Raw genomic sequence first — 22,677 nt, 5'->3', positions numbered from 1 at the left:
CAAGAGATCGCCTGTTCGCAAATTCGATCTCCGATATTCAGACACCGATTTGCAGACGATTAGCGGGAGTTGTGACTCCGGTCACCGGCTTCGCGCGGGCGCTCGGTCAGCTGAGCGTCACCTGGCGGTTGGTGAGTCCGCCACGCGCCCGGCGCTCCTCCGTGGTCAGCGGGGCGTCCGTGGCCAGAGCCCCGGCCAGCCGCTCCGCGAACTCCGCCGCGGGCTTCTCGACGTCGTCGGCCGTGACCCCGGTGGGCAGGTCCCAGACGGGAACCATGAGACCGTGGGCGCGGAAGGATCCGACGAGCTTCGTGCCCTCGCCGAGCGAGGTGGTACCGGCCGCGTGCAGCCGCGCGAGGGCGTCGAGCAGCTTCTCCTCGGGGTGCGGCATGACCCAGCGCAGGTGGTTCTTGTCCGGCGTCTCGCACCAGTAGGCGGCGTCCACGCCGGTCAGCTTGACGGTGGGAATGGCAGCCGCGTTGGCGCGCTCCAGTGAGGCGGCGATCTCCGGGGAGGCGTTCTGGGCGCTCTCGGATTCCGGAATCCAGAATTCGAACCCGGTGTGCACAACCGGCTCGAAACCGCCGTCGGCGTCCAGGAGATCCTGAAGTCGGGGACCCTCGGCGGGAACCCGGCGGGCGGCAACCGGCGTACCGGGCTCCGCTACGAGGGCACGCTCCAGGGTGTCGGCCATGTCGCGGCCGAGGTCTCCGGAGGACGAGTCGTTCTGCAGGCCGAGGAGGACGGACCCGTCCTCGCGGCGCAGCGCCGGCCAGGCCATGGGCAGTACGGTCACCAGCGTGACGGAGGGGACGCCCTCGGGCAGGCCGCCCTTGAGGGACAGCGGGACGGTGGCGGCGGGCACCAGTTCGCGCAGGGCGACCCAGTCGCACTCACCCGGCAGTCCCTCGAAGGGGCGTCGCACGTGCTCGGTGACGGCGTGCGCGGCGGCTGCGCCGTGGCAGGCCTTGTAGCGGCGGCCGGATCCGCAGGGGCAGGGCTCGCGGGCGCCCACGACGGGGATCTCACCGTTGTTGAGCTGCGGCTTTGCGGTCTTGGCTGCGGGGCGCTTCTTGGCCATCGTGCGTGTCTCCCGGTTGCGGCGGTACGGCGTCGTGTCTGGGCGCGAGCCTAGCCGTTCGTACCGCCGGAACCGGTTGGGTGCGGCCGGGAGCACGGTCGGCGTGCGCTCCCGGACGGCCGCCTGTGCGATGGCCGGTGCTGCTGTGTTGCTGTCGTGCTGCCTTGCTCTCGTGTTGGTCGTGTTGGTCGTGCCTACGTGTCCGTGGTGCGGTCGGGATCCCGGGTTCAGGGATCGAGGTCGTCGAACGCCGTGCTGAAGTCGATCGCCGGGGGCGCAACGCGCGTAGCGAAATCCTCGTGCCGGGGCCCACAGGCAACGATCACCCACACGGTGACCTCACCCGCCGCTCCGTCCCGGACACCCCAGTCCTGGGCCAAGGCGCTGATGATGTTCAGTCCCCGGCCGCCCCGCGCGGTGACCGAGGGCGTGGCAGGAACCGGGCGGGTGGGCCCCCCTCCGTCCGTGACCTCGACCGTCAGTCGTCCCGCTCTGTCCACGCGCCATGCGGCGCGTATCTCCCCGTCTCCGACTTCCCGAGAGCCGAGCGGCCTGCCGTGTCGACAGGCGTTGCTGAGCAGTTCGGAAAGGATCAGTACGGCATCGTCCACGATCGATTCGGGCACCCCGCTGATGCGCAGTTGCTCGCGCATCCGGTGTCGCGCCTCGCCCACGCCCGCAGGACCATGGCGTACGTCCATGCACGACGACGTGGGCACTTCTTGTGCCACCACCAACGCCACCCCCGGAACCTCCTTAGCCCCACGCATGGTCTGGATGCCCCAATGGCCTGGACCGGAAACCGTCGAAGGAGCCCGAAGCGTGCACCTCTGATGCATTCATGTCGACCGAATGCGGAGCGGATGCGCCGGAGCACACCCTGTGACGGACGAGTTGGGGGTGGCGGGTGTGCAAAAGGGGACTTCAGCGCCCGAGTTGGGACAGAACTTGGCGGGGTCTGTTCGTGATGATTGCTTCCACGCCCAGATCAGCGCAGAGCTGAACGTCTTCGGGTTCGTTCACTGTCCATACGTGCACGGAGTGGCCCGCGCCCTGGAGCTTGTGGATGAAGGCGGGGTGATTGCGCACGATCCGCATCCCGGGACCGGCGATCGTCACGCCGGCCGGCAGTCGCCCGTCCCGCATCCGCGGCGAGATGAACTGCATCAGGTACACGGTCGGGATCGTCGGCGCGGACGCCTGGATCCGGTGCAGGGAGCGTGCGGAGAAGCTCATGACCCGCACGGGGTGTGGACCCTCGACGGGCGGGGCGTCCAGACCGAAGCGCTTGAGGAGGGTGAGGAGGCGCTCCTCCACCTGTCCGGCCCAGCGGGTCGGATGCTTCGTCTCGATCGCGAGCTGTACCGGTCGTCCGGCGTCGGAAACCAGCTCCAGCAGGCGCTCCAGGGTGAGGACGGAGGTGCGCTCGGGGTCCGCGTCCCAGTCGGGGGACTCCTCGCGGTCCTTCCAAGAGCCGAAGTCGAGGGCGGCGAGATCGGCCAGCTCCAGGGCGGAGACGGCGCCGCGACCGTTCGAGGTGCGGTTCACCCGGCGGTCGTGGACCAGGACCAGATGGCCGTCCGCGGTCAGCCGGACATCGCATTCGAGGCCGTCGGCCCCGTCCTCGATGGCCTTGCGGTAGGCGGCCAGGGTGTGCTCGGGGGCATCCTCCGAGGCGCCGCGGTGGGCGACGACCTGGATGGTGCGCGGCATTGCGTGGGTCACCGGGTCATGGTGCCACCGACAGGTGCCCGGGCGTCGAGCTCGACCTCGAGAGTGCATCCGAAATGTCGGATATAAAGAACGATGAGAGATGCACAGGTCCGGCTTACAGTGCTCTGACGGGTCATGGGAAAGGCTTTGCCCAGGAACTTGTGCGGCACGTCGAACGTTCAATCGGACCGATATCGCCAGAGAATTTTCCGAAGCCGTGTGTGACGAGGAGAGAGCGCTGTGAGCACCGAGAACGAGGGCACCGCGGCCCCGACACCCCCCGCGGCCCCGTCCGTACCCCCTGCTCCGGCCTCCGAGACGCAGGATGCGGCCCCCGCGCCCGCCGCCGGCGAGCCGGTGACCCAGCAGATTCCGCCGACCCCGGCGCCCGGCACCGAGCCCACCCAGCAGATTCCGCCCGCACAGGCGCCCCCGGCTTACGGCCAGGCCCCCGCACAGGCGCCCCCGGCCTACGGCCAGGCTCCTGCCCCGGCCGCGCACGGAGCCGAGGGATGGCCGCCCCCGCCGCCCACGGTGCCGGCGTACGGTGCGGGCGGCGGCCACGGCGGAGGTGCCTGGGGTGCTCCCCTGACTGCCGACGGCGCCCCCGCGCCCAAGCCGAAGGGCAGGGGCGGCCTGGTCGCGGCCGTGCTCGTGGCGGCCCTCCTCGCGGGCGGCATCGGCGGCGGCGTCGGTTACTGGGCTGCCGAGCGCAGCGACAACGGCACCGGCTCCACCACGATCAGCGCCGGGAACACCCCCAAGGACATCAAGCGCGAGGCCGGCTCCATCGCCGGCCTGGCCGCAGGTGCCCTGCCCAGCGTGGTCACCATCGAGGCCTCGGCCGGCGACGGCGAAGGCGGCACCGGCACCGGGTTCGTCTACGACCAGCAGGGCCACATCCTCACCAACAACCACGTCGTGGCCTCCGCCGCCAACGGCGGCAAGCTCTCTGCCACGTTCTCCGACGGCAAGCGGTACGACGCCGAGGTCGTGGGCCGTGCCCAGGGTTACGACGTCGCCGTCCTCAAGCTGAAGAACCCGCCGGCCGGCCTCAAGCCGCTGCCCCTCGGCGACTCCGACAAGGTCGCGGTCGGCGACTCGACCATCGCGATCGGCGCCCCCTTCGGCCTGTCGAACACGGTCACCACCGGCATCGTGAGCGCCAAGAACCGCCCGGTCGCCTCCGGAGACGGCAGCGGCAGCAAGAACTCGTACATGAGCGCCCTTCAAACGGACGCCTCGATCAACCCGGGCAACTCGGGCGGTCCGCTGCTCGACGGGCGCGGCGCGGTCATCGGCATCAACTCCGCGATCCAGTCGGCGGGCAACGGCGGCTTCGGCGGCGGCCAGGCCGGTTCGATCGGCCTCGGCTTCGCCATCCCGATCAACCAGGCGAAGAACGTCGCCGAATCACTGATCAAGACGGGCAAGCCGGTCTACCCGGTGATCTCGGTCTCGGTCGACCTCCAGGCCAAGTCCGAGGGCGCCAAGATCTCCGAGCAGGGCGCGGCCTCCAACGAGCTGGTCGACCCGAACGGCCCGGCCGGCAAGGCGGGCCTCAAGCCCGGCGACGTCATCACCGAGTTCGGCGGCAAGCCGGTCGACAGCGGCCCGACCCTGATCAGCATGATCTGGACGTACAAGCCCGGCGACACCGTGAAGCTGACCTACCTGCGCGGTGGCAAGCCGACCACGGTCGACATCGTGCTCGGCTCGCGGGTCGGCGACAAGTAGCAGCACCCGAGCACCACTGGTCGCGGCGGCGACCGATGAAGAGGGGGCCGTAGGCGGAATTCCGCCTACGGCCCCTGCAACGTCCGCTTATGCTTCGCTCGTGTTCGATTCTCGGCACATACGGACCTTTCACGCGGTGGTCGCCTCCGGGTCGTACTCCGCTGCCGCCCGCGTGCTCGGGTACACCCAGCCCGCCATCACCCAGCAGATGAAGGCGCTCGAACGCGCCGTCGGCACCCCGCTGTTCACCCGCGTGGGCCGCAAGATGCAGCTCACCGAGGCCGGGGAATCCCTGTCCCGGCACGCCGAGACCATCCTCGGGAACCTCTCCGCGGCCGAGGCCCAGCTGAGGGCGTACGCTCGGCTGCGCACCGGCCGGGTCAGGCTGTGCGGCTTCCCCAGCGCCAATGTCACCCTCGTCCCCGAGGCCCTGAGCGGCCTGGCCAAGGACCATCCGGGCATACAGGTGGAACTGCTGGAAGGCGAGCCCCCCGAGTCGCTGCGCCGGTTGGAGCGCGGGGAGTGCGACATCACCCTGGCCTTCACCTATCCCGGCCTGCACGAAGAGATCCCGGAGGAGGTCGCCGAGGTCAGGTTGATGGAGGATCAGCTGACGGTACTGCTCCCCACGGGGCATCCGCTGGCCCGCCGCCGCGCCGTGTACCTGGCCGACCTTGCCGAGGAGCGGTGGATCGCGGGCTGTCCGCGCTGCCGGGCGAACCTGCTGCACGAGTGCGCGGAGCTGGGCTTCGTGCCCGACATCCGCTTCGCCACCGATGACAACCTGGTCGTACAGAGCCTGGTCGCACAAGGACTGGGCGTGGCGATGATGCCCGCGCTGGTATTGCCCTCCCTCTCACTGAGCCGGGTCTGCGGCCGGCCCCTCCAGCCGGCCGCGCGCCGGCACATCGCCGCGTACGTCTACCGCGACCACCTGCGGATCCCTGCGACGGCCGTGGTGCTCAACGCGCTGAAACAGGTGGCGGCGAACCGGGTCGGCTGCTGACCAACCCATAAGCTGCGCTTGGGATTTCAGGTCATAACTGTCGTTGGACGTGATGGAAGCTCGGCAGCACGCTGCCGATATGACCACCACCATGCCGGCCCGCACCACCACGAGGATGGCCGCCCTCGTCAGTGAGATCCGCACCGTCGTGGAGCGGGGGCTGGCTCCCGACCTCACCGCGTACCTGGTGGGCGAACGACTCGCCCCGCACCTGGGTGCGCCCGACCTGCTGACTCCGGCGCAGCAGGAAGGCGACCCGGAGCGGTACCGGCAGCACGTCCTGCATGCTGAGGCCGACGGCAGCTTCTCCGTAGTGGCACTGGTGTGGCTGCCCGGGCAGGAGACCTGCATCCACGACCACGTGTCCTGGTGTGTGGCCGGGGTGCACCAGGGCGAGGAGAGCGAACGCCGTTTCCGGCTCGCGCCCGGTGCAGGTCCCGCCCGGCTGGTCGCCACCGAGGACGTGGTCAATGCCCAGGGCGACGTCTGTGGGTTCGCCCCGCCCGGAGACATCCACAAGGTGCGCAACTCCTGTACGAGCAAGGCGATATCGGTGCACGTCTACGGGGCCGATGTCTCCCGGCTGGGCACCAGCATCCGTCGCGTCTACACGCTCCCCGTCGACTGATGGCCCTCCTCCACCGCCCACACAGCACGGCGACCCGGGATGTTTCACGTGAAACACCCACTCCGTGGCCCGGGTTGGCGATGGCCGCGGGCGGCGCGCTGACGGCCTGGTGCGTTCACCGCCTCGTGCCCGCCGTGCCGATGCTGACCGCATCAGTGGTGCTGGGCATCGCGGTGGCGCACCTGCCGGGCCTGCGGACGTTCGTACGCGGGGCCGCGCGCCCGGGACTCTCCCTGGCCGGCCGTCGGCTCATGCGGATGGGCATCGTCCTGCTGGGCCTCGGCCTGGGGCTGGACCAGGTGCTCCGGCTGGGCTGGGCCACCGTCGCCATGGTGGTCGGCGTGGTCGCGGCCACCTTCTTCGGCACCCTCTGGCTGGGCCGCCGGCTGGGACTTCCGGGCGATCAGCCACTGTTGATCGCCACCGGGTACTCGATCTGCGGTGCCTCGGCGATCGGCGCGGTGAGTGAGGTGTCCGGCAGCGACGAGGAGGACGTGGCCGCCTCGGTGGCACTGGTCACCCTCTGCGGGACGCTCGCCATAGGCATACTCCCGCTCCTCCAGGGGTCGTTGGGGCTCTCCGACCCCGCCTTCGGGCGGTGGGTCGGCGCCGGGGTCCACGACGTGGGCCAGGTCGTGGCCACCGCGCAGACCGCGGGCCCTGCCGCCCTGGGCGAGGCGGTGCTGGTCAAGCTGATGCGCGTGGCGCTGCTCGCCCCGCTCGTGGCGGCCGTGGCCTTCTCGGTACGGGCCCGGCGCCGCGGGGTGCGCACCGCCTCGGGCCGCAGGCCGGCGCCGGTGCCGCTGTTCGTCCTCGGGTTCCTGGCCGCGGCTGCACTGCGCGCCACCGGGGTACTGCCCGACGTAGCGCTGGAGTGGGCGCACACCGCCCAGGAGGCCCTGCTGGCGGCGGCGCTGTTCGGCCTGGGGAGCGCGGTGCACCTGCCGACGCTGGCCCGGACCGGCGGGCGGGCCGCGGCACTGGGGCTCGGGGCGTGGGTGGTCGTGGCGGGGGTTTCGTACGCGGGCGTGATGCTGACCGTATGACGCCGTAGGGCACCGCCAGGCGTCGTACGGCGGTGCAACGGCGGAGAGTTGGCCATTTCCTGGCCGGAACCGACCGAACGTTCAGACTGCCCGCTGACATTGCGACGCACCCGTGCCACCCTGCCCGGTAATCCGCACGACGCACGACGCACGACGCACGACGCACGACGCACGACGCACCGCGAACCGCGCACAGCCGATCCGCACCGACCGCTCTTCACCCCCACCCTGCCCGGCTTCGCCACCCGGCCCGGGCACGGCAGAAGGAGTCATGCGTGAATCGTCATCGCACGGCCTTGTCCGTCTTGCTCGCGGCCGGCGCCCTGGTCGCGGGCGCCCTGACGGCGGCCGGTCCCTCGGTCGCCGCAGAGGCCCCCGCGTCCTTCCGGCAAGAACACACCCAAGGCTTCTGGACCGTCGAGCGGATGCGCGCCGCCGCCCCGCTCGACGTGACGGCGGTCCCCGGCGCGGCCCGCACCCCGGTCGCCACGTCGGCGACCCCCACGACCGTCGCCCCGACGGCGGCGGCGTCCCCCACGGCCTTCCCGCAGGCGGGCGGCGCCTGGACGGGCGCCGGCGCCGTGGTGAAGACCTCGGGGCGCGTCTTCTTCACGATGGGCGACCGCACCGCATCCTGCTCCGGCGACTCGGTCACCAGCGCCAACGGCAGCACGGTCATCACGGCCGGTCACTGCGTCAAGTACCAGGGGGCCTGGCACACGAACTGGGTCTTCGTCCCCGCCTACAACAACGGCTCCGCCCCCTACGGCCAGTGGTCGGCCACCAAGACCTTCGCCACCGACCAGTGGGCCGCGAGCGAGGACATGAACATGGACGTCGGCCTCGCCGTCGTCGCCCCGCTGAACGGGCAGACCCTCAGCCAGGCCGTCGGAGCCCAGGGCATCGCCTTCAACGGCGGCTACAACAAGAAGATGTACGCCTTCGGCTTCCCCGCGGCGGCACCGTACGACGGCACCAAGCTGGTCTACTGCAGCGGCAACAGTGGCAAGGACTTCCTGCTGACGAAGGACCACGGCCTGGGCTGCAACATGACCGGCGGATCCAGTGGCGGCCCTTGGTTCCAGGACTTCAACGAGGCCACGGGCCTGGGCACCCAGGTCTCGGTGAACAGCTTCGGATACAACTTCCTCCCGAACCGGATGTACGGCCCGTACTTCGGCAACGAGGCGAAGGCGGCCTACGACAAGGCGCAGACGTCCTGACCCCTTGAGCCGCTCCCGCCACCCCCACCTGGCCGGTACTCTGTACCGGCCAGGTGGGTTGCCCGAGCGGCCTAAGGGAACGGTCTTGAAAACCGTCGTGGCGCGAGTCACCGTGGGTTCAAATCCCACACCCACCGCCAAGCGGGCCGAGGCCCAGCTCAGAAGGGGTGCCACCGATCTGGTGGTACCCCTTTCTGCAGGCGAGCTGTCCCCACGCCTGCTCACGTGCGCACCGCCGGGCGGAGTCAGGCGTCGAACCAGACGACCAGGCGGACACCCTCGTCGCCGTGCAGGCTCGCCAGGGTCCTCATGACCGACCACACGGCACCCCAGTCGTCGTCGGGCACGGCGCGCTTGCGTCGGAGGCGTCCGATGCGGAAGAGGCGATCGCCGTCGGGCCACTCGGTGCCCTCGGGGTAGGTGCGGCCCGCGCGGTAGAGGGAGTGGGGGTCGGTGACGCCGGCGAGCCGGGCGAAGCGGTCGAGGCTGGTGTTCCGGCCGTGCAGTAGCCAGGTCCCGTCCGGACCACGGCGGTACTCATGGACGCATTCGTCCACCTCGTTCGCGGCCTCGTCCCAGTCCGTGGCCGCCAGCTCCGCCCAGGTGATCCAAGACGCACCGGTCGAGTCCGGGCTCCAGGACTCGAAGCCGGCAAGGGCCTCCGGAGACACGTCAGCGGGTAGGCCGCGGTCATCGGCGAGAGGGCGGAAGGACGTGGTGTCGCGCACGCCGAACAGGGACCCGAAGGCGATGTACGAGCGCCCGTTGTAGAGGTGATCGAGGTCGATCGCACCGTCCCAGCTGCGGTCGTCCTCGTCCAGCCAGCGATCCCAGCGGCACTCGATGAACCCGTGTATGTCTGTCCCCATGCCCGGCATTGTTCTTCGCCGGAGTAGGGCGTGCGAGGGGTTTTCCGGCCCCGCGCCGGTCGATGTTGACACGTGTCACCTTGGTGCGGTCACGATCAGCCGCAAGGCCGTGTGGTCGAGGGTGCTCCGACCCGCCGCGCGTGATGATCATCACGCCATAGTGGAGCCCAAGCGTACCAACGGCTTTGAGCCATATGGCCGGTTGACGTGCGTTGAGCTGTTGCGGCACTCTCCGCAGAGATCATTTTCTGATGATCATTAGTGCGTGAAAAAAGGATGTTTGCAGTGCAGATCAAGCGCAGCATGAAGATCGCGGTTGCCGCCGGCGCCCTCGTCATCGCCGGTGCCGTTCCGGCCCTCGCGACCACCTCGTACGTCGGTGGCGGCGAGTGGAACTACGGTGCGGGCACCGCCACTGTGTGGTCGGACTACTACCACGGCTCCAAGTGCCACGGCTCGACCTCCGTCGGCGCCTACATCGACAGCGACGAGGCCGCCAAGGGCTCCTGGTCCATCACCTCGGCCAAGGTGAAGCTGAGCGGCAACAAGTCGTACTACAACACCTCCTGCTGATCTGAGTCCGGGTCCCACGACCCGGCCTTGCAGCGATGAGCCGTCCGCACGTACGGGCGGACGGCTCGCCCCCCACGAATCGCGCTCCAGAAGTGCCCCTAGCTAGGCAATAGATGCTGCATCGAGGTATCAAGTTCGCCCACGCCGTCGTACTGGCGTTCTCCGCGACCCTCTCTTTCCTCTTCCTCCGGAGCCTCGATGAGGACTGGGCCCTCGGGCACTCCGCCGTCGTCTGGGTGACGGACTCCGACGGCGCGGCCAGTGGCTCGCAGGTCGCCGGCGCGATTGCCGAATTCGCCGCGAAGAACAACGCGACGATCGCGCGCGAGGTCCCCGACCTCAAGGATCCGTCCAATCGCCGCCACCTCTACCTCGCACCCGGCGGCCCGCACTCCGACTGGCTGAAGGGCGGCTATCCCGCGTTCAGCCGCGGCTACCACACCGACGTGCACCCCGTCGCGGAGCTGGGTCAGCGCGACCCGCGCGGTTTCTACTACGTCTTCGGACCGGAGTCGGCCGCTGCCTCACTGACCCGATCCCTTGACGACCTCGGGCTCGTCGCCTCCGTCAACCAGCCCTTCTCCTTGGCGCAGCTGACCACCGTCTACGCCGACAGCGCGCTCTACCGCTCGTTCTTCGTGGTCGCCCTCGCCGTGGTGACGATGACCGGTGCGAGCGTCCTGCTCAACGCCAAGGCCTACGGAGTGCAGCGGCTCCAGGGGAAGTCGTTCGGGCAGATCCTGCTGCGCGACATGCGGCAACTCGGGGCGTTCTGGGCCGTCGCCTGCGCCGCGGTGTCCGCCGCGACCCTGCTGCTCCTCGGCCTCTACAACGGTCTCACCTGGATCGGCCAGTTCGCCTCGATCGCCCTCGGCTGCACCTTCGCCCTGAGCCTCATCGCCCTCGTCACCCACTGCGCGATGCTCTGGCTGACCTTCCAGACCGACGTACTGCGTGCCCTCAAGGGCGAGCTGCCCGCGCGCGCCGCGTCGGTGAGCGCCTATCTCGTACGGATACCCGCGCTCCTGCTCGCCCTCAGCATCGCGACGGCCGTCGTGCTGGGCGCGCAGGACGTGCTGGCCCGCCAGGAGAGCCGAGAGGCGTACGCGAAGATCGGCGATGCCACGTCGATCCGATTCAACGGCAGTCTGGCGAGCGACACCGCCTTGCGCAGCCTGGACGAGAACGTGGGCCCCTGGTTGCGCCAGGCCGACCGGGACGGACAGATCATCGTCGCCGGGCACCGGGACCTCCGGCTCTCGGCGGGCATACCGGGCCTGACCAAGGGCGACCTGCTCGTCGTCAACGAATCCTTCCTCGCCAAGCAGCCCGTCCTCGACGCGGCGGGGCGAAGGATCGAACCGACCGCCGCGGCACCCGACCAGATCAGGCTCCTGATCCCCGAGGGCCTCGCACAGCACACCGGCCGCCTGAAGGAGCTCACTCCGACGTGGCTGAGCCCGAGTGACCCGGGCAAGATCGCTCCCGCCCAGGTGAAGACCCTCCCGTCGAAGGACGGACAGCGTGTCTTCACCTACAACCCGCGAGGCAAGTCGCACGCCGCGGACAATCCCGGAGCAGAGGATTCCCTGGTGACGGACCCCGTCATCATCGTGTTCCCCAACGGCGCGCCCTTCCTGAGCGACAAGGGCTACACCAGCTACGCCTCGCAGCGGAGCATCGTCTTCCACAACCCGGACGACGTCACGGCCGGCGTCCAGAAGCGGCACCTCGAGTTGTACGTCACCGCCATGACTCCCGTGGGGCAGGACGCCGCGCTGGAACTGCGCAAGGTGGTCGGGGACTTCCGGCTCCAGCTGTTCAACCTGGCGGTGGCCGTGGCGGTGCTGCTCATCACCGGAGTCGGCGTCTGCATCGTCCACTCGCGCAAGAACGCCCAGGCGATCTTCGCCCGCCACATCAGCGGCTGGACCTTCGCAGCCACCCACCGCCCCGTCCTGCTGGTCGAAGGCGTCCTCGCCGTACTGCTCGCCGGATGGGTGCCCTTCCAGGTGTGGCAGCAGAACCAGGACGCCGCACGGTACGAATCCCTCGGCATCCCCGCCCCCCGTCCGACCGCCGAATTCACCGGACTCGACCTCGGTGTCACCGGTGTGCTCGTCGCCGTCGAGGTCGCGGCCGTGCTCGTGGCCCTCGTCGTCTTCCACCGCCGGATCGTCAAGGAAGGGGCGACCGAGTCGTGACCCCCCACCTTTCTGCAGGAGCTTCCACATGATCGAGATCGAGAGCCTGTCCAAATCATTTGGCCCGCGAACCCTCTGGTCCGATCTCTCCTTCACCGTGGAGCGCCGCCAGATGCTGGCGCTCACGGGCCCGAGCGGCTCCGGCAAGTCGACGCTGCTCAACTGCCTGGGCCTGCTCGACGCACCGAGTTCCGGGGCGATCCGGCACGAGGGCCGCGACATCACCGGCTTCGGCCCGCGCGCCACCCGGCACTACCGGCGTGACGTGCTCGGGTACCTCTTCCAGAACTACGCGCTGATCGAGAACGCGAGCGTCGCGGCCAACCTGGAGGTCGCGATGAAGCCGAGACGAGTGCGGAAGGGCGCTCCGACCGTCGCCGAGGCCCTGGAGCGGGTCGGGCTGGCCGGACGGGAGAAGGAGCAGGTCCACCGGCTCAGCGGCGGGGAGCAGCAGCGCGTCGCGCTGGCCCGCCTCATCGTCAAGCAGCCCGCCCTCGTCCTCGCCGACGAACCGACGGGCGCCCTCGACCACGACAACACTTCTATGGTCGTCGAGATCCTCCGCACGATGTGCGAAGAGGGCTGCGCCGTCGTCATCGCCACCCACGACGACGCGGTCCGCGACCGCTGCGACGTGGTCCTGACCGTCGGCGACGCCACACAACCCGTACCCGTGAAAGAAAGGCAGTTCTCATGAACGCCCGCCTTGTCCGTCGTGCCGTGATCGGCGCTGTGCTCCTCGCAGGCATTGCGGTGCTGGCCGTCTACGGCACGCACGCCGGGACCATCCTCGGCCGGATCGGGCTCCAGATCTTCTGAGGCTCCGTGTTCCTCCCCTCATCTGAAGCAGGCCCGGGTCGCCGACCCGGGCCTGCTTCCGCGTTCACGCCTCCGGTACGCAACCCGCCGGTGCAAGGCGGGCGAAGGGATTCCCGGCTTGCCGGTCGCTCGGTGGCGTGCTGAAGCGAACATGCAGGTCAGGGCTGGTTCGGAGGCGGGGTGTCCGGTGTTTCCTGGGAGTTCGGCCGGAGGTCTGAGTCACGCTCTTGGGCCGTCCGAGTGGTGTTTGTCGGAAGATCGGCGCGGGGCGCAGTGGCGGTGCGGTTGCGGCCACATCATGACGAATGTATTCAGATCCGCCCGTCCGAACATCGTGAATCGAGGCACCTCGTCATGACTCACCGCAGCATCCTCACGTCGATCTGGACCGCCGTCCTCGCCGTTCTGGGGGTCGTCCTTTCCGGCTTCGGCATCACGGGGAAGTCGGCTCCGGCTTCCGCCCCCGCCTCCGCCCCGGCCCCCGTCGCTGCCGCTGCCGGCAGCCCGGCCACCGCCGTACGCCGGCCGGCCGTCACGGCCCGGAGGACCTGGCGGGCGATGATGCGGGGCGGTTCGCTGCCGCCGACCATCAAGCAGCGGATCCACGCCGAAGCGCACGGCAAGACCCCTTCCGTACGACGCTCCACCACCGCCGCGGCCATGGGTGCCGGTGCCGGTGCCGGTACCGCCTCCCGAACGCTGACCTCGGCCACAGCGACCGCTGCAGTACGCACCTCAGTACACGCCGCGGTCCCTGCCGCAGCCGGCCCGGTGCTCACCGGGGGATCCTCAGGACCCGCGGCCGCCGTCGGTGCAGCTCGGGACGCCCTCGCGCTCGCTGCGTAGCCCCCCGTACGCCTTGTAGTCCCGCAGTACCGCAGTACCGAAGCCCTGTACATGGAGTCCACGAGAGCGCAGGGCGGTCGCAGGGTCCGGCTCGCAGGTGTACGCGCCGCTGCCGGGCACGAGCAAGGACGAGAGCAGCCGCAAGAAGTAGCCGTAAGAGCAGCAGCAGGCCCGGTAACAGGCGCTGGAGCCCGGTCGGTCGTGACCGTGGATCGCGCTACGAGGGTGCCCCGAGGGCTGGGCACGGATGAACCACCCCGGCTTGCGCCGGGGCGCGCAAAGGGCGTGAAGCTTGGCATTGCAGGGCCGCAGGCCCGGGAGACGGTGGGGTTCCCGGACGGCGCGGCCCTTTTCGGCATGTTCGGAACACGGCGATCTGGCGGAACGCTTCATCCCTTGCGCGGTGTGGGATTCGACTGGTTCCACTGCGCTGACCTGGGGCTTCGGGGGCGCGAACGAGGTTTATCCGATGTTGGTCATGCTTGCGGGGGAATCGGGGACTCCGGGATGGTTCGCCGGGGATTCGGTGGGCAACTCTGGTCTCGCGACGTCGTCACCACATGGAACGAACGACCGAGGCGGTCGGCCAACTGCCTTGGACGGATTCCTACTTCGGTTTTCTGGAGGAATGTAGACATGGCAAGCATCCGTACCGCCCGCGTCATCGCCGCCGTCGCGGCGCTCCCCCTCGCCGTCGCTCTCTTCGGCGGGGTGGCGTCGGCGGACAACGACGGGTCGAACGCGAGCGTGGCCGGCGTCATCGGCAGTGGCGTGGGCGGGGACAACAACGGCAACTCGTCAACATCGCAGCAGGTGGCCACCGGCTCCGGCGCATCCAACCAGAACAACACGGCTCAGGTGAACGGCTCGGCCCTCACCGCGATCGACCAGTCCAATACGACCGTCGCGGTCAACTTCGTCCCCTGGTGGTAGCCGCGGCCTGAGCCGCTCCGATTCTTGAGGGCGCCCGTGCGACCGGACCGGCTGGGGTCCGGTAGCGCGGGCGTCCTCACGCATGCCCCCCGACCTTGACATCGCGGGTGAATCTGACGGACAGTCAGGTTTCCTCGATGATGTGACGCCGGGAGGCCAGCGCCGTGCACCTCGCCCCGACCGAAGGTCAGTTGCGGCTCCGCGCCGAACTGCGCGCGTACTTCAAGGACCTGCTACCGGACGGCCTCCCCGATGATCCGGCCCGCCAGCGCGAACTCCTGCGCCGCATAGGCGCCGACGGGCTCCTCGGCCTCGGTTGGCCCGTCGAGTACGGCGGCCGGGGACGGGGCGCCGACGAGCAGTTCGTCTTCTTCGACGAGGCCTACCGGGCCGGTGCCCCCGTCTCCATGGTCACCCTCAACACCGTCGGCCCGACCCTGATGAAGTACGGGACCGAGGAGCAGAAGGACTACTTCCTCCCCCGGATCCTGGCGGGTGACGTCGTCTTCGCCATCGGCTACTCCGAACCCGAGGCCGGCACCGACCTCGCCGCCCTGCGCACGCGCGCGGTCCGCGACGGATCCGACTGGCTGATCGACGGGCAGAAGGTGTTCACCTCCAACGCCCAGAACGCGGACTGGATCTGGCTCGCCTGCCGCACGGACCCCGAGGCCCCCAAACACAAGGGCATCTCGATCATCCTGGTGCCCACCGACGCCCCGGGCTTCTCCTGGACTCCGATCGACACCGTCGGCGGGCTCACCACCACGGCCACGTACTACGACGGCGTCCGCGTGCCCGCCGGCCATCTCGTCGGCCCCGAGCACGGCGGCTGGGGTCTGATCACCAACCAGCTCAACCACGAGCGCGTCGCCCTCGCAGCCATCGGCATGCAGGCCGAGGACTTCTACGCGTACGCGCGCGATTACGCCCGCACCCCCGACCCGGTCACCGGTGACCGCCCCGCGGACCTCCCCTGGGTGCGGTCCCGGCTCGCCGAGGCGCACGCACGGCTGGCCGCCGTACGCCTCCTCAACTGGCGGCTCGTCCAGGACGTGGGCAGCGGCGCACTGGCCCCCGGCGATGCCAGCGGGGTGAAGTTCCTCGGTACCGAGTCCACCGTCGAGGTGTACCGGATGTGCCAGGAGGTGGTGGGTGAGGAGGCCCTGATCCGCGGGCCCGCGGCGTTCGCGGGCGGCGAGCTCGAACGGATGAACCGGGCCGCCCAGATCAACACGTTCGGCGGCGGGGTCAGCGAGGTCCAGCGGGAGATCGTCGCCATGATGCGGCTCGGCATGAAGGGGAGGAAACGATGACGGCGGACGACGCGGACGCGGACGTGAACGACGCGGACACGGCCGGGGGCACGGCAGCGACCGGAGCCGAGACCGGGGTCGTGGCCGGGGCCGAGGAGGCTGCCCGGTTCCACACGCTGTTGGCGGCCTTCGAGGGGCAGCCGGCCGCCACCGCGGCCCGGGGCAAGGACGTGGTCAACGAGCCGATGATCCGCCACTGGTGCGAGGCGATGGGCGATGCCAACCCCGCCTACACCGGTCCGGACGCCATCGCGCCGCCCACCATGCTCCAGGCCTGGACCATGGGCGGCCTCTCCGGCCACGCGGACCGCTCCTCCGCCTACGACGAGCTCCTCGCGCTCCTCGACGGCGCCGGCTTCGCCTCCGTGGTCGCCACCGACTGCGAGCAGGAGTACCACCGCCCCCTGCGCCCCGGCGCCGCGATCACCTTCGACGCCGTCATCGAGACCGTGTCGCCCCGCAAGACGACCAAGCTCGGTACCGGCCACTTCGTGACCACCCGCATGGACGTCCAGGCGGACGGGGAGCTCGCAGGCACCCACCGCTTCCGCATCCTCAAGTACGCGCCCGCCGCCGGACCGGTGCGGCGGCCCCCGGCACAGCGGCCCCCCTCGCAGCGCCCCCGCCCCGTGGTCAACCGCGACAACCAAGGGTTCTGGGACGGGGTGCGCGACCACAAGCTGCTGATCCAGCGCTGCAGTTCCTGCGCCGCCCTCCGCTTCCCGTGGCTCCCCGGCTGCAACGCCTGCGCGAGCCCCGACTGGGACGCGGTCGAGGCCTCCGGCGCCGGCACGGTGTTCAGTTACGTCGTCATGCACCACCCGACCTTCCCGGCCTTCGACCCGCCCTACGCGGTCGCACTCGTCGAGCTCGCCGAAGGGGTCCGGATGATCAGCAACATCACCGGCGTGCCCCACGACAAGGTGCGCATCGGTCTCCCCGTCCAGCTGGAGTTCCTGCGCGTCGACGCCGGCCTCGAACTCCCCGTCTTCCGCGGGAGCGAGGGCTGATGGACTTCCACCCCACCGAGGAGCAGGCCGCCGCGGCCGGTCTCGCCGCTCGGATCTTCTCCGATCTCGCCACCCACGAGCGCCTCGCCGAAGCCGGCACCGGCAGCGACGCCGAGCTGTGGAAGGCACTCACCGCGGCCGGACTGATCGCCGCGGTCGAGGAGATCGGCCTGCTCGGGCTGGTCCTGCTACTGGAGGAACAGGGCCGCACCACCGCACAGGTCCCGTACGCCGCCACCTGCGTGTACGGGATCCTTCCCGTGGCCGCGCACGGCAGCCCCGATCAGCGTGCCCGCCTGCTGCCCGCCCTCGGCACGGGTGAGGCCGTGGCCACCGGTGCGTTCCCGGCGCGCGGCCGGATCACCGCCGAGGGCTGCCGGCTCACCGGGACCGCCCCCGCCGTGCCGTGGCTGCGCGACGCCACGCACGTACTGGTCCCGGACACGGACCGGGCGCTGTGGCTCGTACGGACTGACGCGCCCGGTGTGCGGACCTCCCCGGTGGAGACCACCGCCCCGTGGTCGGCGGGCCGGCTGGTGCTGACCGCGGCCGAGGGCGAGCGCCTCGGTTCGGAAGGTGCGTACGAGGGCACGCTCGCCGCCGCCCGTACCGCCTTCGCCGGGCTCCAGGCGGGCGTGTGCGCGGGCTCTCTCGCCCGCGCGGTGGAATACACCTCCACCCGGGAGCAGTTCGGCAGACCGCTCTCCACCCATCAAGGGGTCATGTTGCGCGCGGCCGACGCCCACATGGACACCGAGGCGATCCGGGTCACCACGTACGAGGCGGCCTGGCGCATCGACCAGGGCCTTCCGGCACACGAGCACGCGCTGACGGCCGCCTGGTGGGCCTCGGAGGCGGGCAAGCGGGTCGTGCACGCGGGCCAGCACCTGCACGGCGGCATGGGTGCCGACCTGGACCACCCCGTCCACCGGCACTTCCTGTGGGGACGCCAACTGGACGCCTATCTGGGCTGCGGCAGCGAACTGCTGGCCGAGCTCGGAGCTGCGATAGCCGAGGGAGAACAGGCATGAACATCGGCGACACGCTCCCGCCACTGGAGATCCCGGTCACCCGCACGCTGATCGTTGCGGGCGCGATCGCCTCCCGCGACTACCAGGACGTGCACCACGACGCGGCGCTCGCGCAGGAGAAGGGCTCCCCGGACATCTTCATGAACATCCTGACCACGAACGGCCTGGTCGGCCGCTACGTCACCGACCACCTCGGGCCGCACGCCGTCCTGCGCAAGGTGGCCATCCGCCTGGGCGCCCCCAACTACCCCGGCGACACGATGACCCTCACCGGCACCGTCACCGACGTCTCCGTCACCGCTGCGTCCGGGGCCACCGCCTCCGGAACCACCGTCGAGATCCGGGTCGTCGGGGCCAACGGCCTCGGGCACCACGTCACGGGAACGGTCACCGCGGAGGTGCCGGCATGAGCGTCCGCACCCGCGACGATCTCGGCGGCCGCGCCGCCATCGTCGGCATCGGAGCGACCGAGTTCTCCAAGGATTCCGGCCGCAGTGAGCTCAAGCTCGCCGTCGAGGCGGTGCACGCCGCCCTGGACGACGCCGGACTCACCCCCGCCGATGTCGACGGCATGGTCACCTTCACCATGGACACCAGCCCCGAGATCACCGTCGCCCAGGCGGCGGGCATCGGGGACCTGTCCTTCTTCTCCCGCATCCACTACGGCGGCGGTGCTGCCTGCGCCACCGTCCAGCAGGCCGCCCTCGCCGTCGCCACCGGGGTCGCGGAGGTCGTCGTCTGCTACCGCGCCTTCAACGAGCGCTCCGGGCGCCGCTTCGGCTCCGGGGTCCAGCAGCGGGAGCCCTCGGCGGAAGGGGCGGCGCTCGGCTGGTCGCTGCCGTGGGGGCTGCTGACTCCCGCCTCCTGGGTGGCCATGACCGCCCAGCGCTACCTGCACACCTACAACCTCACCCCCGAGGCGTTCGGGCACGTCGCGGTCACCGACCGCCGGCACGCCGCGAACAACCCCGCCGCCTACTTCTACGGCAAGCCCATCACCCTCGCCGACCACGCCGCCTCGCGCTGGATCGTGGAGCCGCTGCGGCTGCTGGACTGCTGCCAGGAGACGGACGGCGGCCAGGCCGTCGTCGTCACCAGGGCCGAGCGCGCCCGGGACCTGAGACACGCGCCCGCCGTGATCACCGCGGCCGCGCAGGGCGCCGGGCGCCGCCAGGAGGGCATGACCTCCTTTTACCGTGACGACCTCACCGGGCTGCCGGAGATGGACGTGGTCGCCCGCCAGCTGTGGCGGACCAGTGGGCTACGGCCCTCGGACATCGACGTCGGCATCCTCTACGACCACTTCACCCCCTTCGTGCTGATGCAGCTGGAGGAGTTCGGCTTCTGCGCGCCGGGCGAGGCCGCGGATTTCGTGGCCGCGGACGCGCTGCCGCTCAACACCCACGGCGGCCAGCTCGGAGAGGCGTACCTGCACGGGATGAACGGCATCGCCGAGGCCGTCCGCCAGCTGCGCGGTACCTCCGTCAACCAGGTCGCGGGGGCGTCACACGCTCTCGTCACGGCCGGTACCGGGGTCCCGACCTCCGGCCTGATCCTCGGCGCCGACAGCTGAGCCCCGGGCCCCGTGGCCCCCGCCCCCTCCACCTTCAGGGGGTGGGGACGGCCCTGTTCCTACAACCTGAGGTGGATCCACCATCGGCACCTGCGGCCGATCCCAGGGCGGGCGGGCGCTCCTAGCGTGGAGACATGACCACGCCTGTGTGCACACTCGCCTCGAATCCGACGCCGTACCCGTCGTTCTCGGCGTACGTCCGGACCCGCGGCACGGTCCTGATGCGCACCGCGCGCTCCCTCACCGCCAACCCGTGCGATGCGGAGGACCTGCTCCAGACCGCCCTCGCCAAGACGTACGTGGCCTGGGACCGGATCGAGGACCACCGCGCCCTGGACGGCTACGTCCGTCGGACCCTCGTCAACACCCGTACCTCCCAGTGGCGTAAGCGCAGGGTCGACGAGTTCGCATGCGACGAGCTCCCGGAGCCCGAGGCGGTCCCGGCCGGCGACCCCGCCGAGGCGCAGGCGCTGCGCGACGCGATGTGGCGCGCGGTGACCCGGCTGCCCGACCGGCAGCGGGCCATGGTCGTCCTGCGGTACTACGAGGACCTGAGCGAGGTGCAGACGGCGGAGCTGCTCGGGGTGTCCGTCGGTACGGTCAAGAGCGCGGTCTCCCGCGCGCTGGGCAAACTCCGCGAGGACCCGGAGCTCACGCCGGTCCGGTGACGGATGGCGTTTCACGTGAAACGTGAGGACGTCCGGGGATGTTTCACGTGAAACACGCCCTGGTTTCTACTCCCGGGTAGTGACATGCCGACCGGTACGTGCGCAGAATCGGCAGCATCCGTAGCCGCCGCAGCGCCGCAGCGCTCACCGGGAGGACGCTTTGCTCAGCACCATGCAGGACGTACCGCTCCTCGTCACCCGCATACTCCGACACGGGATGACGATCCACGGGAAGTCCCAGGTCACGACCTGGACCGGGGAGGCCGAGCCGCAGCGCCGCAGCTTCGCCGAGATCGGCAACCGCGCCACCCGTCTTGCCGGCGCGCTACGCGACGCGCTCGGAGTGCAGCAGGACGAGCGGGTCGCCACCCTGATGTGGAACAACGCCGAGCACGTCGAGGCGTACTTCGCAATCCCCTCCATGGGTGCGGTCCTGCACACCCTCAACCTGCGGCTCCCTCCTGAGCAGCTGGTCTTCATCGTCAACCACGCCGCCGACCGGGTGGTACTGGTCAACGGCACGCTGCTGCCCCTGCTCGCGCCGCTGCTGCCGCACCTGCCGACCATCGAGCACGTGGTGGTCACCGGCATCGGCGACCGCTCCGCGCTCGAAGGCCTGAACGTGCGCGTGCACGAGTACGAGGAGCTCCTCGTCGACGCCTCCGACAGCTTCGACTGGCCCGAGCTGGACGAGCGCCAGGCCGCGGCGATGTGCTACACCTCCGGCACCACCGGGGAGCCCAAGGGCGTCGTCTTCTCCCACCGCTCGGTCTACCTGCACTCCATGCAGGTCAACATGGCCGAGTCGATGGGCCTGACGGACCGGGACACCACTCTCGTCGTGGTCCCGCAGTTCCATGTGAACGCCTGGGGGCTGCCGCACGCCACCTTCATGACCGGTATCAACATGCTGATGCCGGACCGCTTCCTGCAGCCCGCCCCGCTCGCGGAGATGATCGAGCGGGAGAGGCCCACGCACGCCGCGGCCGTCCCCACCATCTGGCAGGGACTGCTGGCCGAGGTCACCGCCAACCCGCGCGACCTGACTTCGATGAAGCAGGTCACCATCGGCGGTTCGGCCTGTCCGCCCGCCCTGATGGAGGCGTACGACAAGCTCGGAGTCCGTGTCTGCCACGCCTGGGGCATGACCGAGACCTCGCCGCTGGGCACGATGGCGCACCCGCCGGCCGGCCTGAGCGCCGAGGAGGAGTGGCCCTACCGGATCACCCAGGGCCGTTTCCCGGCGGGCGTCGAGGCCCGGCTGATCGGCCCCGCCGGAGACCTCCTGCCCTGGGACGGGGAGTCCGCGGGCGAGCTGGAGGTGCGCGGCAACTGGATCGCTAGCTCCTACTACGGCGGCGCGTCCGGCGAATCCTTCCGGCCCGACGACAAGTTCAGCGCCGACGGCTGGCTCAAGACCGGCGATGTCGGCGTGATCAGCGCAGACGGTTTCCTCACCCTCACCGACCGCGCCAAGGACGTCATCAAGTCCGGCGGTGAGTGGATCTCCAGCGTGGACCTGGAGAACGCGCTGATGGCGCACCCCGAGGTCGCCGAGGCCGCCGTCGTCGCCGTTCCCGACGAGAAGTGGGGAGAGCGCCCGCTGGCCACGGTCGTCCTCAAGGAGGGCGCGAGCGTGAACTACACGGGTCTGCGCGAGTTCCTCTCCCGGACCGTCGCCAAGTGGCAGCTGCCGGAGCGCTGGACGTTCATCGAGGCAGTGCCGAAGACCAGTGTCGGCAAGTTCGACAAAAAGGTGATCCGCAAGCAGTACGCGGACGGCGCGCTGGACGTGACCAAGCTCGACTGACGACCGCGGGCGCCTAACCCCGGGTGAGCCATGGCCGCAGCAGCCTACTGACTGCGGGCATGGCCACGTAGGTCATCAGGGTGCTGAACACGACGGCGAAGGCGGCCGTCCGCAACACGAAGTGCAGATTGACCAGGTACGGCCCGAGCACCGCGTTGCCGATCAGTGAGATCGGGAAGATTGCCAGCCCCGAGCTGATCGCCATCTTCCACCGAGGCGGCGCGGGCCGGGTCGTACCCGGCTTGGCGAACCAGGTCTCCATGCCGTGCAGTTCCCGGCGGGCTATCTCCGTGTGGTGGTGGCCGAGGCAGTTGGCGAACCACTGCGCCCGCTCCGGGGAGTCCTGCCAGCGCTGGAACGCGGCCTGATTGCGGAAGCGGTGGACCAGGAACCACGGCCCGCCCTCCGTCGCCGGCCGGAAGAGTCCGTACCCGAGGTGGTCCGGGAAGCCCGCGGCGGTCTCCAGGATGCCGTGGGCCCAGGCCTCGAAGGTCTCCTCGTGGCCGGGCTCCACCTGCCGTGCGATGAGCAGGTTCACCTCCCCGTTGTCGGCGGGGACGGTGTGCTCGCTCGTGTTGATGATGGCCATCG

22 protein-coding genes, 1 tRNA gene and 1 pseudogene are annotated in these 22,677 nt (G+C 70.2%); 19 read left to right on the top strand and 5 right to left on the bottom strand.

All coding sequences use genetic code 11. The features are described 5' to 3' along the window. Nucleotides 1-106: 106 nt before the first annotated feature. From ACIQK6_RS11255 to ACIQK6_RS11245, 3 genes and pseudogenes are all read right to left on the bottom strand, one after another. A complete protein-coding gene (locus tag ACIQK6_RS11255) occupies nt 107-1,081 on the bottom strand; it encodes a DUF5926 family protein (RefSeq protein WP_329100268.1) in 975 nt (324 codons plus the stop codon). A gap of 227 nt (nt 1,082-1,308) precedes the next feature. After that, a pseudogene (locus tag ACIQK6_RS11250) lies at nt 1,309-1,946 on the bottom strand (ATP-binding protein). A 59-nt stretch (nt 1,947-2,005) separates the two neighbouring features. Further along, nucleotides 2,006-2,794: a glycerophosphodiester phosphodiesterase gene (locus ACIQK6_RS11245; RefSeq protein ID WP_329107788.1), complete on the bottom strand. Its 789-nt coding sequence runs from the start codon at nt 2,792-2,794 to the stop codon at nt 2,006-2,008. A gap of 240 nt (nt 2,795-3,034) precedes the next feature. Here ACIQK6_RS11245 and ACIQK6_RS11240 point away from each other — a divergent pair, with 240 nt between their 5' ends. From ACIQK6_RS11240 to ACIQK6_RS11215, 6 genes are all read left to right on the top strand, one after another. Further along, entirely contained in the window at nt 3,035-4,531 is a 1,497-nt protein-coding gene (locus ACIQK6_RS11240; protein WP_329100269.1) for a trypsin-like peptidase domain-containing protein, read from the top strand. A 100-nt stretch (nt 4,532-4,631) separates the two neighbouring features. Further along, a complete protein-coding gene (locus ACIQK6_RS11235) occupies nt 4,632-5,537 on the top strand; it encodes a LysR family transcriptional regulator (RefSeq protein WP_329100270.1) in 906 nt (301 codons plus the stop codon). 79 nt (nt 5,538-5,616) lie between these two features. Next, nucleotides 5,617-6,165, top strand: coding sequence for a cysteine dioxygenase family protein (locus ACIQK6_RS11230; protein WP_329100271.1), 549 nt, complete (start codon nt 5,617-5,619; stop codon nt 6,163-6,165). Then, the gene (locus ACIQK6_RS11225) at nt 6,165-7,211 is read left to right on the top strand and encodes a putative sulfate exporter family transporter (protein WP_329100272.1); all 1,047 of its coding nucleotides are present in this window, start codon (nt 6,165-6,167) and stop codon (nt 7,209-7,211) included. The genes ACIQK6_RS11230 and ACIQK6_RS11225 overlap by 1 nt, the downstream gene beginning before the upstream one ends. A gap of 275 nt (nt 7,212-7,486) precedes the next feature. Next, entirely contained in the window at nt 7,487-8,434 is a 948-nt protein-coding gene (locus ACIQK6_RS11220; RefSeq protein ID WP_329100273.1) for a peptidase, read from the top strand. 52 nt (nt 8,435-8,486) lie between these two features. Then, nucleotides 8,487-8,574 (top strand) — tRNA-Ser (locus ACIQK6_RS11215). Nucleotides 8,575-8,679: 105 nt separating this feature from the next. Here the strand turns inward: ACIQK6_RS11215 and ACIQK6_RS11210 are convergent. Then, the gene (locus tag ACIQK6_RS11210) at nt 8,680-9,303 is read right to left on the bottom strand and encodes a hypothetical protein (RefSeq protein ID WP_402694710.1); all 624 of its coding nucleotides are present in this window, start codon (nt 9,301-9,303) and stop codon (nt 8,680-8,682) included. Nucleotides 9,304-9,588: 285 nt separating this feature from the next. Here ACIQK6_RS11210 and ACIQK6_RS11205 point away from each other — a divergent pair, with 285 nt between their 5' ends. From ACIQK6_RS11205 to ACIQK6_RS11145, 13 genes are all read left to right on the top strand, one after another. Then, the gene (locus tag ACIQK6_RS11205; RefSeq protein ID WP_329100289.1) at nt 9,589-9,876 is read left to right on the top strand and encodes a lactococcin 972 family bacteriocin; all 288 of its coding nucleotides are present in this window, start codon (nt 9,589-9,591) and stop codon (nt 9,874-9,876) included. Between the two features lie 113 nt (nt 9,877-9,989). Continuing rightward, complete coding sequence (locus ACIQK6_RS11200) at nt 9,990-12,080, top strand: bacteriocin-associated integral membrane family protein (protein ID WP_402694709.1); 2,091 nt, start codon at nt 9,990-9,992, stop codon at nt 12,078-12,080. A gap of 28 nt (nt 12,081-12,108) precedes the next feature. Beyond that, nucleotides 12,109-12,777 (top strand): ATP-binding cassette domain-containing protein, encoded by a 669-nt coding sequence (locus tag ACIQK6_RS11195; RefSeq protein ID WP_329100291.1) that lies wholly within the window; start codon nt 12,109-12,111, stop codon nt 12,775-12,777. Beyond that, nucleotides 12,774-12,899, top strand: coding sequence for a hypothetical protein (locus ACIQK6_RS11190; protein ID WP_329100292.1), 126 nt, complete (start codon nt 12,774-12,776; stop codon nt 12,897-12,899). The genes ACIQK6_RS11195 and ACIQK6_RS11190 overlap by 4 nt, the downstream gene beginning before the upstream one ends. A gap of 354 nt (nt 12,900-13,253) precedes the next feature. Further along, complete coding sequence (locus tag ACIQK6_RS11185; protein WP_329100293.1) at nt 13,254-13,745, top strand: DUF6344 domain-containing protein; 492 nt, start codon at nt 13,254-13,256, stop codon at nt 13,743-13,745. A 636-nt stretch (nt 13,746-14,381) separates the two neighbouring features. After that, a complete protein-coding gene (locus tag ACIQK6_RS11180) occupies nt 14,382-14,678 on the top strand; it encodes a hypothetical protein (protein WP_329100294.1) in 297 nt (98 codons plus the stop codon). Nucleotides 14,679-14,842: 164 nt separating this feature from the next. Beyond that, nucleotides 14,843-15,994, top strand: coding sequence for an acyl-CoA dehydrogenase family protein (locus ACIQK6_RS11175; RefSeq protein ID WP_402694708.1), 1,152 nt, complete (start codon nt 14,843-14,845; stop codon nt 15,992-15,994). Further along, nucleotides 15,991-17,004 (top strand): OB-fold domain-containing protein, encoded by a 1,014-nt coding sequence (locus ACIQK6_RS11170; RefSeq protein ID WP_329100296.1) that lies wholly within the window; start codon nt 15,991-15,993, stop codon nt 17,002-17,004. The genes ACIQK6_RS11175 and ACIQK6_RS11170 overlap by 4 nt, the downstream gene beginning before the upstream one ends. Then, nucleotides 17,004-18,035: an acyl-CoA dehydrogenase family protein gene (locus ACIQK6_RS11165; protein WP_402694707.1), complete on the top strand. Its 1,032-nt coding sequence runs from the start codon at nt 17,004-17,006 to the stop codon at nt 18,033-18,035. The genes ACIQK6_RS11170 and ACIQK6_RS11165 overlap by 1 nt, the downstream gene beginning before the upstream one ends. Continuing rightward, a complete protein-coding gene (locus ACIQK6_RS11160) occupies nt 18,032-18,445 on the top strand; it encodes a MaoC family dehydratase (protein WP_329100298.1) in 414 nt (137 codons plus the stop codon). The genes ACIQK6_RS11165 and ACIQK6_RS11160 overlap by 4 nt, the downstream gene beginning before the upstream one ends. Further along, the gene (locus ACIQK6_RS11155) at nt 18,442-19,608 is read left to right on the top strand and encodes a lipid-transfer protein (RefSeq protein ID WP_329100299.1); all 1,167 of its coding nucleotides are present in this window, start codon (nt 18,442-18,444) and stop codon (nt 19,606-19,608) included. The genes ACIQK6_RS11160 and ACIQK6_RS11155 overlap by 4 nt, the downstream gene beginning before the upstream one ends. 134 nt (nt 19,609-19,742) lie before the next feature. Next, nucleotides 19,743-20,276: a SigE family RNA polymerase sigma factor gene (locus ACIQK6_RS11150; protein WP_329100300.1), complete on the top strand. Its 534-nt coding sequence runs from the start codon at nt 19,743-19,745 to the stop codon at nt 20,274-20,276. 160 nt (nt 20,277-20,436) lie between these two features. Then, the gene (locus tag ACIQK6_RS11145) at nt 20,437-22,086 is read left to right on the top strand and encodes a long-chain fatty acid--CoA ligase (protein WP_402694706.1); all 1,650 of its coding nucleotides are present in this window, start codon (nt 20,437-20,439) and stop codon (nt 22,084-22,086) included. Nucleotides 22,087-22,099: 13 nt separating this feature from the next. Here ACIQK6_RS11145 and ACIQK6_RS11140 read toward each other — a convergent pair whose 3' ends face one another. Then, nucleotides 22,100-22,675, bottom strand: a complete 576-nt coding sequence (locus ACIQK6_RS11140) for an antibiotic biosynthesis monooxygenase (protein WP_329100302.1) — start codon at nt 22,673-22,675, stop codon at nt 22,100-22,102. Nucleotides 22,676-22,677 lie beyond the last annotated feature (2 nt).

It is taken from the genome of Streptomyces sp. NPDC091682 (assembly GCF_044756625.1).
GTDB lineage: Bacteria > Actinomycetota > Actinomycetes > Streptomycetales > Streptomycetaceae > Streptomyces.
The sequence above is the reverse complement of the archived record's forward strand: the minus strand, read 5'-3'. Positions and strand labels throughout refer to the sequence as shown.

What these genes read in the sequence shown, in the direction of transcription:
- ACIQK6_RS11255 (WP_329100268.1), bottom strand. Translation starts at nt 1,081, where the DNA reads ATGGCCAAGAAGCGCCCCGCAGCCAAGACCGCAAAGCCGCAGCTCAAC.
- ACIQK6_RS11245 (WP_329107788.1), bottom strand. Translation starts at nt 2,794, where the DNA reads ATGCCGCGCACCATCCAGGTCGTCGCCCACCGCGGCGCCTCGGAGGAT.
- ACIQK6_RS11230 (WP_329100271.1), top strand. Translation starts at nt 5,617, where the DNA reads ATGACCACCACCATGCCGGCCCGCACCACCACGAGGATGGCCGCCCTC.
- ACIQK6_RS11225 (WP_329100272.1), top strand. Translation starts at nt 6,165, where the DNA reads ATGGCCCTCCTCCACCGCCCACACAGCACGGCGACCCGGGATGTTTCA.
- ACIQK6_RS11210 (WP_402694710.1), bottom strand. Translation starts at nt 9,303, where the DNA reads ATGGGGACAGACATACACGGGTTCATCGAGTGCCGCTGGGATCGCTGG.
- ACIQK6_RS11200 (WP_402694709.1), top strand. Translation starts at nt 9,990, where the DNA reads ATGCTGCATCGAGGTATCAAGTTCGCCCACGCCGTCGTACTGGCGTTC.
- ACIQK6_RS11195 (WP_329100291.1), top strand. Translation starts at nt 12,109, where the DNA reads ATGATCGAGATCGAGAGCCTGTCCAAATCATTTGGCCCGCGAACCCTC.
- ACIQK6_RS11190 (WP_329100292.1), top strand. Translation starts at nt 12,774, where the DNA reads ATGAACGCCCGCCTTGTCCGTCGTGCCGTGATCGGCGCTGTGCTCCTC.
- ACIQK6_RS11185 (WP_329100293.1), top strand. Translation starts at nt 13,254, where the DNA reads ATGACTCACCGCAGCATCCTCACGTCGATCTGGACCGCCGTCCTCGCC.
- ACIQK6_RS11180 (WP_329100294.1), top strand. Translation starts at nt 14,382, where the DNA reads ATGGCAAGCATCCGTACCGCCCGCGTCATCGCCGCCGTCGCGGCGCTC.
- ACIQK6_RS11170 (WP_329100296.1), top strand. Translation starts at nt 15,991, where the DNA reads ATGACGGCGGACGACGCGGACGCGGACGTGAACGACGCGGACACGGCC.
- ACIQK6_RS11165 (WP_402694707.1), top strand. Translation starts at nt 17,004, where the DNA reads ATGGACTTCCACCCCACCGAGGAGCAGGCCGCCGCGGCCGGTCTCGCC.
- ACIQK6_RS11160 (WP_329100298.1), top strand. Translation starts at nt 18,032, where the DNA reads ATGAACATCGGCGACACGCTCCCGCCACTGGAGATCCCGGTCACCCGC.
- ACIQK6_RS11155 (WP_329100299.1), top strand. Translation starts at nt 18,442, where the DNA reads ATGAGCGTCCGCACCCGCGACGATCTCGGCGGCCGCGCCGCCATCGTC.
- ACIQK6_RS11150 (WP_329100300.1), top strand. Translation starts at nt 19,743, where the DNA reads ATGACCACGCCTGTGTGCACACTCGCCTCGAATCCGACGCCGTACCCG.
- ACIQK6_RS11140 (WP_329100302.1), bottom strand. Translation starts at nt 22,675, where the DNA reads ATGGCCATCATCAACACGAGCGAGCACACCGTCCCCGCCGACAACGGG.